Consider the following 13,101-nt stretch of genomic DNA (forward strand, 5'->3'; position numbering starts at 1 on the left):
GCGCTCGACTCGTGCGGTTTGGCTTAGTGCGTGTGGCCGTCGCAGCCGCAATCCGGACCGTGCTCGTGATCGTCATCGCCGTGTTCATGCTCGTGATCGTCGATATCCCATGCAGGAAACGGATCGTTCAGATGCCGCCAGCCGTCCGAGCCGAGCAGCCATTCCTCGTCGGTGAGCAAGCATGCATCGAAGTTGGCGTCCCATGTCGCCACGTCGAGATCGAGGCCGATCAGCACCAGCTCTTGCCTGCGATCGCCAACGCTGTTGTCATCCGGGTCACCGAACCATTCCGCGACGATATCCGCTTCGAGCTCGGGATCGTCCGTTGGCCATTCGCTGCGATCCTGCGCCGCCCACCACACGCCCGCCGGACCATGCCGCAGCGTCCCGCCCGCTTGCGACAACGCCCCGCCCACTTCGCTTCTCGTGGCGAGCCAGAAGAATCCCTTGGCGCGCAACACGTCCGTCCATTCGCGATGCAGCAGTTCCCACAGCCTTTGCGGATGAAAAGGCCGGCGCGCGCGATAGACGAGATGCCCGACACCCGACGCATCCGGCTCGCCGTTCGACGGATGCTCGTCGTTGAGAATCGCGAGCCAGCCAGGCGCGCTTGCCGTGTTGTCCAAATCGAAGCGGTTCGTATCGAGCACGTCGGCTATGGGCGCCTTGCCTGACTGCGTCTGCACCTGAAGCGCGCGCGGATTGAGCGCATGAAGAATGCTCGCGAGCGTTTCGAGCGCTTCTTCGTCGACGAGGTCGATCTTGTTGATCACGATGACATCGCAGAATTCGATCTGCTCGATGAGCGACTCGACCACCGTCCTGCCTTCGTCGTGCGCCTCATCGTGCGATGCAAGGCCGCGTTGCGCGAGCGAATCCGTCGATGCGTAATCGCGCAGGAAGCTCGCCGCATCGATCACAGTGACGAAGGTATCGAGCACGGCCTGACCGCCGAGCGTCGCTTGCTCGTCGTCGCCGAAAGCAAGTTGCTCCGCGATATCGAGCGGGTTCACGAACGGCGGCAGCTCGACGACGATCGCATCGAATCGCTGCTGTTCGGCAAGCGCTGCGATGTCTCGCTCGATTGCTTCGACCGGGTCCGCTTCGTGGGCGACGCTAACGGCGCCAACGCGCACGCCTTCATCGTTGGCGAGCATGGCATTGACGAGCGCGGACTTTCCCGCGCCGGTGAATCCGGAAATCACGGTGACTGGGAGTGGCGTTGAGTTCATTGCGTTGATGACCGGCGAGCGGCATTTGAGAGGCAGGCGGACACGCGGCAAACGGCAAGCCCGCGCACAGGCGAAGCGACACGCCGGACAATGGTCAACGGCGCGCGCTGTCGGAGAAGGGATTTTGCATCAAATGCAGATGAAAGGCGCAAGGACGCAAGCGCCTGAGCGCCGGGCCGAACTTACTTGGAAGCCTGAAGCAACTTCCAGCGACGCAGGATATCGATGATCTGCGAGGAATACTTGTCGCGCAATGCGGGTGTTTCGGAATGGTAAGCACCGACGGCCTGCCACGAATTGCCATACTTGTTCATCTTCTGGCGCAGATGCCATGCGGCCACGTACACGGCCTTGCAGGGTTCCATCAGCGTGCCGCTGGAGATACCGTATTGAGCCAGCGTGTTGAGATGAATCGAGTTGATCTGCATCAGACCGTAGTCGGTCGAGCCGTTGGCGTTCTTGTTGATGGCGTCGGGTTTGTTGTGCGATTCCTGCCAGGCGATGGCGCGCAAGATGAGCGGATTGACCTTTTGATACTTCGCCGCCTCGTCGAAGCAGTCGGCGTGTGCGGAAGCAGCCGCGAGCATCACGCCGCTGGCCATCGCAAGTAATCGCAGGAATCTCTTCATCTTCTTTCTACTCCATCCGCCCACGCGGAAAAGCGTCACGCCGCCATTTCGGCGACCGGGCGCCTAACGTCATTCATCCGCGTCGGCGCCAGTCAAAGCACGCTCGCAGCCGTATGGCATCGGGAAAACCCACCCCCGATGTCGCCGCCCGGAATGCGGAACCGCCCGTATCATACCCGCTGAAGTTTGACGCCATAAGTTAGCCACCAGACATACACCCCGGCGAGGGCGCGCCATAGGTCAGCCGTTTTCCGCCAGCCGCGCGGCGGAAGGCGTTCTTAAACGTCTGAATAATAAGACTTCGAGTCGGGTTACAATTCGTCGCCCGCGCGCATGGGCCAGCCTGTGAGGGCTTCACAGACGGTTTATCGGCAAGTTCGTTGAAAGCTTGAGAGCGGCGGAATTCAGTAAGCGAAGGCGGCTAGGGAAAATTCTGGTCTTGAACGATTTTTTGAATAATTTCGTTACGCGTTGCTGCTATCGTCACAATTTTTTGAAATGATCGTCGCCCGGGCAAGCTAGCCCGGAAACGATCGGCGGCGCCTCTGCTTGACGAGCGGTGCTGCCTTAGCGGGCTTTACCCGAGAAGTTCGCTTAGACAACACATTCATGAGAAGACAACCTATCGCACTGCGTCGCATCGCGACGGCACTGCTGGCGGCGGGACTTATCGTCGCGCAAGCCGCGCACGCGCAAGTGACATTGAATTTCGTCAACGCCGATATCGACCAGGTCGCAAAGGCGATCGGCGCCGCCACTGGCAAGACAATCATCGTCGATCCCCGGGTGAAGGGGCAGTTGAACCTCGTCTCGGAAAATCCGGTACCCGAGGATCAGGCGCTGAAGACATTGCAAGCCTCACTGCGCATGCAGGGTTTTGCGCTGGTGCAGGATCACGGTGTATTGAAAGTCGTGCCCGAGGCCGACGCCAAGCTGCAGGGCGTGCCGACCTATGTCGGCAACTCGCCTGCCGCGCGAGGCGATCAGGTCATCACGCAGGTGTTCCAGTTACGCAATGAATCGGCCAATAACATTTTGCCGGTGTTGCGCCCGCTGATCTCGCCGAACAACACCATCGCGGCCTATCCCGGCAACAACACGCTCGTGGTCACCGACTACGCCGACAACGTGCGGCGGATCGCCGGAATCATCGCGGGTATCGATACCGCCGCCGGGCGCGAGGTGGACTTGGTCCAGCTGAAGAACGCGAACGCGATCGACGTGGCCGACCAGATGAACAAGCTGCTCGACCCCGGCACGATCGGCAGCACGGACGCCACGCTCAAGGTCGTCGTCACCGCCGACCCGCGCACCAACTCGCTGATGTTCCGCGCTTCCAGCAGCGCGCGGCTCGAAGCCGCGAAAACGTTAGCGAAGAAGCTGGACTCGCCGACTTCGCAGCCGGGCAACATGCACGTCGTGGCGTTGCGCAACGCCGACGCCACGCGTCTTGCCAGAACCCTGCGCGGCATGATGGGCAAGGGCAACGGCAGCAGCAACGACAACTCGTCGAGCAATTCGAACTCGAACTCGTCGAATTCGTTCGGCCAGAGCGGCGGGCTCGGCAATTCGTCGAACTCCACCGGCACGTCGGGCGTGCCGCCGTTGCCAGGCGGTTTTGGCGGCAACAGCAGTTCGGGCAGCGGCAGTAACCCGATGTCGGGATCGGGCGGCAATCGCGACAGCGGTTTCTCGTCGAACAAGGACAGCGACAACGGCAACGACTCGGGCGGCGGCATGATCCAGGCGGATTCGGCGACGAATTCGCTCATCATCACCGCAGCGGACCCGGTCTATCGGAACCTGCGCGCCGTGATCGACCAGCTCGACGCGCGCCGCGCGCAGGTCTATATCGAAGCGCTGATCGTCGAGCTCTCGGCCACCACCGGGGCCAATCTTGGCATTCAATGGCAGGGTCTGCTGCTTTCGAACGGCGGCAACAACGCGGTGTACGGCAGCACGAGCTTCGGCTCGGGCAATACCAACATCTTCGATTTGACCGTGCAGGGCGCAGCCGTCGCGCAAAACACGTCGGCGATCACCGCTTCGACGGGTCTTTTGGCGAACGGCCTGAACATTGGCTTGCTGCACCGCTTCGGCAATCTGTTCGGTCTCGGCGGTCTCTTGCAGGCGTTGTCCACGTCCGCCGACGCCAACATCCTCTCCACGCCAAACCTGATCACGCTCGACAACGAGGAAGCGAAAATCGTCGTCGGCCAGAACGTGCCGGTGGTAACGGGCTCCTACGCCACGCCGACCGCCAACGCCGCGACGTCGGTGACGGCGTTCAACACGTTCGACCGCCGCGACGTCGGCGTGACCTTGCACGTCAAGCCGCAGATCACCGACGGCGGCGTGCTCAAGATGCAGATCTATCAGGAAGATTCGAGCGTCGATGCCACGACCAAGACCGATCCGGGTGGCGTGACCATCAACACGCGCTCCGTGCAGTCGACCATTCTCGCGGACGATGGCGAAATCGTCGTGCTGGGCGGCTTGATGCAGGATCAGTACAACAATAACAACAGCAAGATTCCGCTTCTGGGCGACATCCCGTTCATCGGCAGCCTGTTCCGCAGCGAAAGCAAGACGCGCACGAAGACCAACCTGATGGTGTTCTTGCGCCCAGTGATCGTGCGCGATCAGGCGACGGCTTCGCAGATCGCCAACACGCGCTACGACTACATGCGCCAACAACAATACGGCTCGACCACGGACAACCGCCTGATTCGCGATCAGAACGTGCCGGTCATGCCGCCGAAGCCGCTTGGACCGAGCGAAGGCGGTGGCGCCCCGGCCCAGAATCTGCTGGACTGGAGCAACCTGACGCGCGGTACGCCGAGCACGACGCTGCCCCAGGACCCGAACGCGGGTCCTGCGCCGCAGCCGTATCAGCAAGCGCCGCAGCGTTCGGAGTTGCCGCAGCCGCAGCAGCCGCCGTACGGCAATGCGCCAACCAATTACGCGGTGCCCAACAATCAGCCGAGCACCACGCCGCTAGATAACAGTTCGAGCAATTCGAACAGTTCGTCAGGAGCACGGCCGTGAATACGCTGAACGCCGAAGCCGATCGCACGAATCTCGCCCACAACGCTGAAGCGCCGGCCGCAGCGTCGCCGCTCGCGGCCAGGCTCGTGCCTTACAGCTTCGCGCGAACCGGGCAGATACTGCTCGCGCATCAGCATGCGGACAACATCGAGGTTTGGATCAGCGAGCGCACGTCCGACGCCGCGCTCGCGGAAGTCGCGCGCAATTTCGGGGCGCTGTCCATCCAGCGCAAATCCGCCGATGAACTGGCCGCCGCCATCAATTCCGCCTATGCGCGCAACGACGGCAGCGCGGCGCAGGTTGTCGGCGAAGTGGAAGGGGAAGTCGATCTCTCGCGCCTGATGCAGGACATTCCGGAAGTCGAGGACCTGCTGGAATCGGAAGACGACGCGCCGATCATCCGCATGATCAACGCGCTTCTGACGCAGGCGGCGCGCGAACAGGCGTCGGACATACACATAGAGCCGTTCGAGAACGCGTCGGTCGTGCGTTTTCGCGTGGACGGTACGTTGCGCGACGTCGTGCGCCCGAAGAAAGCGCTGCACGGCGCGCTGATCTCGCGGATCAAGATCATGGCGCAGCTCGATATCGCCGAGAAACGTCTGCCGCAGGACGGGCGCATTACCTTGCGTGTGGGCGGGCGTCCGGTCGATGTGCGCGTGTCGACGCTGCCGACCGGACACGGCGAACGCGCGGTGCTGCGTCTGCTCGAAAAAGACGCGCAACGCCTGAACCTCGAAAAGCTCGGCATGGCGCGCGACACGCTCGTGAACTTCGACAAGCTGATCGGCCGTCCGCACGGCATCGTGCTCGTCACCGGGCCGACGGGCTCGGGCAAGACCACGACGCTTTATGCGGCCATGTCGCGGCTTGAGACCACCACCACCAACATCATGACGGTGGAAGATCCGATCGAATACGACTTGTCGGGTATTGGCCAGACGCAGGTGAACGAGCGCATCGGCATGACCTTCGCGCGCGCGCTGCGTTCCATTTTGCGGCAGGACCCGGACATCATCATGATCGGGGAAATTCGCGACCTGGAGACGGCGCAGATCGCGGTGCAGGCGTCGCTCACGGGTCACCTGGTGCTTGCGACCTTGCACACGAACGACGCCGCTTCGGCCGTCACGCGTCTCACCGATATGGGCGTGGAGCCGTATCTGCTCGCATCGTCGCTGCTCGGCGTGCTGGCGCAGCGGCTCGTGCGGCAACTGTGTCCGGTGTGCAAGGAAGAGCGCGTCGAGGAAGACGGCGTGACGCATTGGCATCCGGTGGGCTGCGACCGCTGCGGCCAGTCGGGTTACGCAGGACGCCGCGGCGTCTACGAACTTCTGCTGATGGACGATGAAATCCGTCCGCTGATCCACCGCAACGCCGCCGATGCCGAAATTCTCGCGGCGGGCCGCAAGCAAGGCATGCGCACGCTGCGCGAGGACGGCAACCGCTGGCTCGCGACCGGCGTGACGTCGCTCGAAGAAGTGCTGCGCGTGACGGGCGGAGATTAACGCGTATGCCGGCTTTCCGTTTCGAAGCGATCGACCACGCGGGCAAGACGCAAAAGGGCGTGCTCGATGCCGACAGCGCCCGCGCCGCGCGCAGCCAGTTGCGCACGCAAGGTCTGACGCCGCTTATCGTCGAGGCGGCGGGTACGCGGACGCGCGGCGAACGGCAGCAACGCCTTTCGCTCGGGCGGCGTCTGTCGCAGCGCGAGCAGGCCATTCTCACGCGTCAGCTCGCGAGCCTCTTGATCGCGGGTTTGCCGCTCGGCGAAACGCTCGCGGTTCTGACCGAGCAGTCCGAGCGCGATTACATCCGCGAACTCATGGCCGCGATCCGCGCCGAAGTGCTCGGCGGGCATTCGTTCGCCAATGCGCTGGCGCAGCATCCGAAAGACTTCCCCGAGATCTATCGCGCGCTCGTCGCGGCGGGCGAGCATACCGGCAAGCTGGGTCTCGTGCTCTCCCGTCTCGCGGACTACATCGAGCAACGCAATGCGCTGAAACAGAAGATCATTCTGGCGTTTACGTATCCGGGTATCGTGACGATCATCGCGCTTGGCATCGTCACGTTTCTTTTGAGTTATGTCGTGCCGCAGGTTGTGAACGTGTTCGCCAGCACCAAGCAGGCGCTGCCCGTTCTCACCGTGATGATGATGGCGCTCTCCGCGTTCGTGCGAAATTACTGGTGGGCCATGCTGATCGGCGTCGCGCTTTTCGCGTGGATCGTCAAGAGCATTCTCGCGCGGCCCGGGCCGCGCATGGCGTTCGACCGCTGGCTGCTCACCGCGCCGCTCATCGGCAAATTGGTGCGCGGCTATAACACCGTGCGCTTTGCCAGCACGCTCGCCATTCTGACGGCCGCCGGCGTGCCGATCCTGCGCGCGCTGCAGGCCGCGGGCGAAACCCTGAGCAACCGGGCAATGAGCAATAACGTCGACGACGCCATCGTGCGCGTGCGCGAAGGTTCGTCGCTGTCGCGCGCGCTCGGCAACACGAAGACGTTTCCGCCCGTGCTGGTGCATCTGATCCGCTCCGGCGAAGCCACCGGCGACGTCACCACCATGCTCGACCGCGCCTCCGAAGGCGAAGCGCGCGAACTCGAACGTCGCACGATGTTCCTGACGAGTCTGCTCGAACCGCTGCTCATTCTGGCGATGGGCGGCGTCGTGCTGGTGATCGTGCTCGCGGTGATGCTGCCGATCATCGAACTGAACAATCTGGTGCAGTAATGAACAGCCTGCAAATTCGCCTGATATCGCTCGCCGCCCTCGCGCTCTTTTGCGTGACCGTGACGTACTGGGTCGTCACGCTGACCTCGCGGCAGACCGCGCCCTTGCCCGCTGCCGCCGCCACGCGCACGCCGTCGGTGGAACAGGCCGCGACTATTTTCGGCGGACAACTGGAACGGCAAGCGAATCAGGATGTGCATCTGTTCGGCATCCTGGCCCTGCAGCACGGCGCGGCGGCTATCGTCAGTTATGGCGGCGAGCCGGCCCGCGCGATCTCGCTCGGCGGTCCGCTCACGCAAGGCGTGAAGCTTTCGGAAGTGCGCGCGCGTTCGATCATCATCGATCGTAACGGCTCGAAGTCGGAGATCTTCCTGCCGCAGATGCCTCCTGGACCGACGATCTACGTGCGCTAAAGCGCCGCGCGGCGGGTTCGTTCGCGTGTTCATGCGAACGCGCTCGCTAGAATGCTCGGCGGGAATTTTCAATAACAGCGGGCGCAAGCCCCGGATTCATATCAAGAGGTAGTAGTCATGCAATTGTGGACACAACGCCGCATGAACGTTGCAAAGGCGCGCCGTCAGGGCGGTTTCACGCTGATCGAAATCATGGTGGTGATCGCCATTCTCGGTATTCTCGCCGCGCTCATCGTGCCGAAGATCATGAGTCGTCCGGACGAGGCGCGCCGCGTCGCCGCGAAACAGGACATCGGCACCATCATGCAGGCGATGAAGCTGTATCGCCTGGACAACGGCCGTTATCCGACGCAAGAGCAGGGTTTGCGCGCGCTGATCGAGAAGCCGACCACGGAACCGGCGCCGAACAACTGGAAGGACGGCGGCTATCTGGAACGTCTGCCGGCCGACCCGTGGGGCGCGCAGTATCAATATCTGAATCCGGGCGTACACGGCGAAATCGACGTGTTCAGCTACGGCGCGGACAACAAGGCGGGCGGCGACGGCAACGACGCCGACGTCGGTTCGTGGCAGTAATCTCATCGAAGGAATGATCGTGGGCAGGCGCGATATGCATAGAGGCCGTGAAGCAGGCTTCACGCTGCTGGAAATGCTCGTCGTGCTGGTGATCGCGGGTCTGCTCGTGTCGCTGGCTTCGTTGCAGCTCACGCGCAATCCGCGCACCGACCTCAACGAGGAAGCGCAGCGTCTCGCGCTCCTGTTCGAATCCGCGGGCGACGAAGCGCAAGTGCGCGCGCGGCCCATCGCGTGGCAGCCTTACGACGGCGGTTTTCGCTTCGATATCCGCACCGAGGACGGCTGGCGTCCGCTGCGCGACGATCTGCTGCGGCCGCGTCCGTGGGAAGGCGGCGTGACGAGCGCGACGATCCAGTTTCTCGATTCCGACAAGTCGGCAAGCCGCCTCGTCTTCGGCACCGAAGCCATCGACACGCCCATGGAAGTCACGCTCGTTTCGCCGGCAGGGCGCGCGACCATCGTCGGCAGCGGCAATGGCCGCTTTCAGGTGCGGTGATGTGCACCCGGCGGAAGGAACGCGGCTTCACGATGATCGAAGTGCTGGTTGCGCTGGCGATCATCGCGGTGGCGCTTGCCGCGTCGCTGAGGGCGGTCGGCGCGATTGCCAACGGCGAGGCGGATTTGCATCGGCGTCTGCTTGCCGGCTGGAGCGCGGACAACGAGCTCGCGCAGATTCGGCTGGCGCACACATTCCCGGAGATCGGCTCGCGCACCTTCGAATGTTCGCAGGGCAACCTGAAGCTGGTCTGCACGCAGCGCGTCACCGCGACGCCCAACCCGATTTTCCGGCGCGTCGAGATGTTCGTCACGACGCCGGGCCGTTCGGGCTATCTCGCGCAAATGGTCACGGTGGTGGCGAATGAAACGAATCGCTCCCTCTGAGGCCGCGAGGCAGCGCGGCTTTACGCTGCTGGAAATGTTGATCGCCATCGCCATTCTGGCGGTGATCGCGGTGCTGTCGTGGCGCGGGCTCGACTCCATCATCCGCGCCCGTGCGACCATCACCAATTCGATGGAAGACGAGCGCGTGGTCGCGCAGTTGTTCGACCAGATGCGTATCGACGCGCGTCAAGCCGCCACCGACGACGAAGCGGGTCAGCCCGCGGTGTCGATCGACAACGGCTCGCTGCAGATCGTGCGCGGCATGTTCGCGGTCGGTGCGCCGCCACGCTTGCAGGTCGTGCGTTACCGTTTATCGGACGGACGCATCGTGCGCTTCGCGTCGCCGCCGCTCGCGAATGTGGGCGAAGTGCGGCGCGCGTTGTCATCGAGCGATAAGGCGGACGGCTGGAACGCGGTGCAGTTGATGGGCGGCGTGGCTTCGCTCGCCTCGCGCGTCTATATTCCGCAGAAAGGCTGGACCACGAGGATGAACGACGTGTTCTCGCAGATCAACGAGAACGACAACAACCTGAAGGTGCCGCAGCTCGGCAACGCGCCGCTGCCGCGCGCGGTTTCGGGAATTCAGGTGGCGGTCGGCGCGCGCAATCTCGCCGTGCCGATCACGCGTGTATTCATGGTCGGAGAATGACGATGCGCGCCAGAAGCCGGAAAGAACGCGGAGTCGCGATCATCAGCGCGTTGCTGGTGGTCGCGCTGTCGGCCATTCTGGTGTCGGGCATGTTGTGGCGTCAGCAGGTGCAGGTGCGGCGTATCGAAAATCAGCGGCTGCTCGCGCAGGCGCAGTGGATTTCGCGTAGCGCGCTCGACTGGACGCGCCTCATTTTGCGCTCGGAAGCCGATACCTCGCCGACCGTCACGTATCTCGGCGGCGTGTGGGGTGTGCCCATCGCGAAGACGAAGCTGTCGGACTTTCTCGGGCAGATTGGTGAAGTGCGTTCGCAGGAAGGCGCGCAGACGTTTCTGTCCGGATCGATTGAAGACGCGCAGGCGAAGTTCAATCTGCGCAACCTCGTGTCGACGCCAACGCCGGGCGTACTGACCATCAACGTCGAACAGATTCAGGCGTTCCAGCGGCTGCTTACGCTTCTCGGCATCAACGGGTCGCTCGCGAAAACGGTGGCGCTGCAGATACGCGCGGGTCTCGCGCGGTCCGCGACGCGTTTTCAGACGCAAACGGGCAACAGCACCACGACGAGCACGACCACGCCGGAAGCGACCATCGCGGCGATTGCGCAGGGCGGCGGCACGGGCGGCGGCAATTTCACCGACGATCCCGGCCTGAAGGACGCGGATACCGACGCGCCCGTTGCGCCCTTGCAGATGATCAGCGTCGACTCGCTGCTCGACGTGCAGGGTTTCTCGCCGGAAGCCGTCGCTAAGCTCAGGCCGTTCGTCACCGTTCTGCCGACGACGACCGCCGTGAACATGAACACCGCGCCCGCCGAAGTGGTCGCGGCCGTGGTGCCGGGAATGAATCTCTCGCAGGCGCAGGCGTTCGTCGCGCGCCGCGAGACGGTGTTCTTTCACGATACCGGCAACGTGCAGCTCGCGCTCACCGGCGCGGGCGTGAAGACCGCGACATCGATCGATCCCAGCGAGCTCGATGTCACCACACGCTATTTCGTGATCCGTGGGCGCGTCGAACATGAGCGCGCGCAGCTGGAGCGCTCGACGCTCGTGTACCGCGATCCGACCACGCATACGACGCGCATCGTCTATACGCGCGACGCGCTTTAAATGAGAGGAAGTGGCCTTTGAGCACACTGATCGTTCTACTACCGCCGCGCGATCCGGCGGTGCGCTCGGAAGAGTGGCATCTGCCCGACCTGCCGTTCGTGCTGCTCGACAAGCGCGGCGAAACTCAGCGCGCTGGCCGCGCATCGCTCGGCTTGCTGCCGCGTGCGAACGCGACCGTGCTGATCGTCGCCGCGCGCGACACGCTGCTGCTCGCCGCGCAAGTGCCGCCGCTGAAGGGGCCGCGCTTGCGTCAGGCGCTGCCGAACGTGATCGAGGATCAGGTGATCCAGGACGCGCAGACTTGCCATATCGCCGTCGATCCCGTCGCGCTCGCCGATGGCCGGCGCGTGCTCGCGGTCATCGATCGCGGCTGGTTCCGCTTCGTGCGCGAGGCATTCTCTGGCGCGGGGCATCGCAATGTGAAGGCGGTGCCCGCCATGCGTTGCCTGCCGATTCCGTCCCGCGAAGCCGATGAAGCACTTGCCGCGCCACCGTTCGTCGCCGGACTGCTCGGGCATGTGGTTTCGACCGCGCCCGCGCTGATCGGCGAAGTGGCCGCGCCGGCCGCGCTTGTCGCGCCGCGCATGGAAGTGGCGATTGCGCGCGGCGAACACGCGGCGCTCGGCGAGGGACTCGCCTTGCCGTCCGACTCCATAGCCGCAACGCTCGACGCTCTCGCGGGCGATCAGCCGGTCACCGTGTATTCGCTTCTCGATCTTCCGGGCGACGAGCCGCGTCTCGCATCGTCGCGGGCGGCGGCGAGCATCGTCGGCGCAGAGCCGCTCGCGTTCGAGTCGCTCGCACGCAATGCGCTCGCGAGCCGCTTCGATCTGTGCCAGTTCGAGTTCGCCGCGCAGCCGTGGCGGCTCGACCGCACGACGATGCGCCGTCTGCGCGTGCCGATCGCGCTCGTGGTGGCGTCGATCGTCGTGTCGATCATCGGGATCAACGTGCAGTGGATTCAGCTTGCGCGTCAGCGCGACGCGATCAGCGCGCAGATGACGGAGCTGCTGCTCAACGCCTTCCCGAAAACCACCGTCGTGCTCGACGCGCCCGATCAGATGACGCGCAATCTCGATCGTCTGCGCGTGGCGTCGGGCGAGCTGTCGCCATCGGATTTTCTGACACTCGCCGATGGCCTCGCGCGTTCGCTCGGGCCGGTGCCGGTGAACGGCATCGCGGGGCTGGATTATCGCGATCGGCATCTCGAAGTGACGTTCAAACCGGAGACGAAGGTCGATGGCGATCTTTCCCGGCGTCTTTCGGCGAACGGGCTGAACGGTGCAATCGACAGCAACACGGGTAAGTGGACGATCAGGAGCGGTCAATGAAAGCGGAACTCGGACGTTCGCTCGGGGAGTTTTGGGAGGCGCGCACGGCACGCGAAAAGGCGCTGCTGTTCTGGGGCGGACTGGTTCTCGGCCTCGCGCTCGTGTATCTGGTGCTGTGGGCGCCTGCCTTCGAAGGACGCGGCCGCTTGCGCGACACGCTGCCCGCCATGCAACGCCAGCTCGCGACGATGACCGCGCAAGCCAACGAGGCGCGCTCGCTCGCGGGCAATTCGGATAGCGTGACGCCGACGGGCGGCGCCTTGCGCGATGCGCTCACCAAGTCGCTGGCGGACAGCGGCATGCAGGCGACGCAGGTGCAGGTGATCGGCGCGGCGGTGCAGATTCAGTTGAAGAACACGTCGTTTCCGAACTGGACGCTGTGGCTCGACGACGCCCGCAAGCAGTTCAAGGTGCAAGTGTCGGAGGCGCATGTCACGGCGCTTCAGCCGGATGGCCAGGTGGATCTGACGGCATCGCTGCAACCGGCGAGCGTGAAGTGAC

The 13,101-nt window shown here is 63.9% G+C and carries 13 protein-coding genes; 11 read left to right on the plus strand and 2 right to left on the minus strand.

All coding sequences use genetic code 11. From position 1 onward, the window contains the following. Positions 1 to 23: 23 nt before the first annotated feature. Together LDZ28_RS13685 and LDZ28_RS13690 are read right to left on the minus strand one after the other, a co-directional pair. Positions 24 to 1,232: a GTP-binding protein gene (locus tag LDZ28_RS13685; protein ID WP_244826638.1), complete on the minus strand. Its 1,209-nt coding sequence runs from the start codon at positions 1,230 to 1,232 to the stop codon at positions 24 to 26. Positions 1,233 to 1,414: 182 nt separating this feature from the next. Further along, a complete protein-coding gene (locus LDZ28_RS13690; protein ID WP_244826639.1) occupies positions 1,415 to 1,861 on the minus strand; it encodes a lytic transglycosylase domain-containing protein in 447 nt (148 codons plus the stop codon). Positions 1,862 to 2,485: 624 nt separating this feature from the next. Here LDZ28_RS13690 and gspD point away from each other — a divergent pair. The 11 genes from gspD (at position 2,486) to gspM (ending at position 13,100) form a co-directional block, all read left to right on the plus strand. Continuing rightward, on the plus strand, positions 2,486 to 4,909 hold the full coding sequence (gene gspD, locus LDZ28_RS13695) for a type II secretion system secretin GspD (protein WP_244828143.1): 2,424 nt from the start codon (positions 2,486 to 2,488) through the stop codon (positions 4,907 to 4,909). Beyond that, positions 4,906 to 6,417, plus strand: coding sequence for a type II secretion system ATPase GspE (gene gspE, locus LDZ28_RS13700; protein WP_370652050.1), 1,512 nt, complete (start codon positions 4,906 to 4,908; stop codon positions 6,415 to 6,417). Before gspD ends, gspE begins: the two co-directional genes overlap by 4 nt. Positions 6,418 to 6,422: 5 nt before the next feature. Continuing rightward, positions 6,423 to 7,640 carry a type II secretion system inner membrane protein GspF gene (gene gspF, locus LDZ28_RS13705; RefSeq protein WP_244826640.1) on the plus strand — a complete coding sequence of 406 codons (1,218 nt, stop codon included), beginning with the start codon at positions 6,423 to 6,425 and terminating at the stop codon, positions 7,638 to 7,640. Beyond that, positions 7,640 to 8,053, plus strand: coding sequence for a general secretion pathway protein GspC (locus tag LDZ28_RS13710; protein ID WP_244826641.1), 414 nt, complete (start codon positions 7,640 to 7,642; stop codon positions 8,051 to 8,053). The genes gspF and LDZ28_RS13710 overlap by 1 nt, the downstream gene beginning before the upstream one ends. Before the next feature lie 117 nt (positions 8,054 to 8,170). Further along, positions 8,171 to 8,629: a type II secretion system major pseudopilin GspG gene (gspG, locus tag LDZ28_RS13715; RefSeq protein ID WP_244826642.1), complete on the plus strand. Its 459-nt coding sequence runs from the start codon at positions 8,171 to 8,173 to the stop codon at positions 8,627 to 8,629. A 13-nt stretch (positions 8,630 to 8,642) separates the two neighbouring features. Then, positions 8,643 to 9,125 (plus strand): GspH/FimT family pseudopilin, encoded by a 483-nt coding sequence (locus LDZ28_RS13720; protein WP_244826643.1) that lies wholly within the window; start codon positions 8,643 to 8,645, stop codon positions 9,123 to 9,125. Then, positions 9,125 to 9,511 carry a type II secretion system minor pseudopilin GspI gene (gene gspI, locus LDZ28_RS13725; RefSeq protein WP_244826644.1) on the plus strand — a complete coding sequence of 129 codons (387 nt, stop codon included), beginning with the start codon at positions 9,125 to 9,127 and terminating at the stop codon, positions 9,509 to 9,511. The genes LDZ28_RS13720 and gspI overlap by 1 nt, the downstream gene beginning before the upstream one ends. Then, on the plus strand, positions 9,489 to 10,160 hold the full coding sequence (locus LDZ28_RS13730; protein ID WP_244826645.1) for a type II secretion system protein J: 672 nt from the start codon (positions 9,489 to 9,491) through the stop codon (positions 10,158 to 10,160). Before gspI ends, LDZ28_RS13730 begins: the two co-directional genes overlap by 23 nt. Further along, entirely contained in the window at positions 10,157 to 11,269 is a 1,113-nt protein-coding gene (gene gspK, locus LDZ28_RS13735; RefSeq protein WP_244826646.1) for a type II secretion system minor pseudopilin GspK, read from the plus strand. Before LDZ28_RS13730 ends, gspK begins: the two co-directional genes overlap by 4 nt. Before the next feature lie 17 nt (positions 11,270 to 11,286). Next, positions 11,287 to 12,600: a type II secretion system protein GspL gene (gene gspL, locus LDZ28_RS13740; RefSeq protein WP_244826647.1), complete on the plus strand. Its 1,314-nt coding sequence runs from the start codon at positions 11,287 to 11,289 to the stop codon at positions 12,598 to 12,600. Beyond that, positions 12,597 to 13,100 carry a type II secretion system protein GspM gene (gene gspM, locus LDZ28_RS13745; protein ID WP_244826648.1) on the plus strand — a complete coding sequence of 168 codons (504 nt, stop codon included), beginning with the start codon at positions 12,597 to 12,599 and terminating at the stop codon, positions 13,098 to 13,100. The genes gspL and gspM overlap by 4 nt, the downstream gene beginning before the upstream one ends. Position 13,101: the final 1 nt, after the last annotated feature.

Origin of the sequence: Caballeronia sp. TF1N1, from assembly GCF_022878925.1 — a bacterium.
Taxonomy (GTDB): Bacteria; Pseudomonadota; Gammaproteobacteria; order Burkholderiales; family Burkholderiaceae; genus Caballeronia.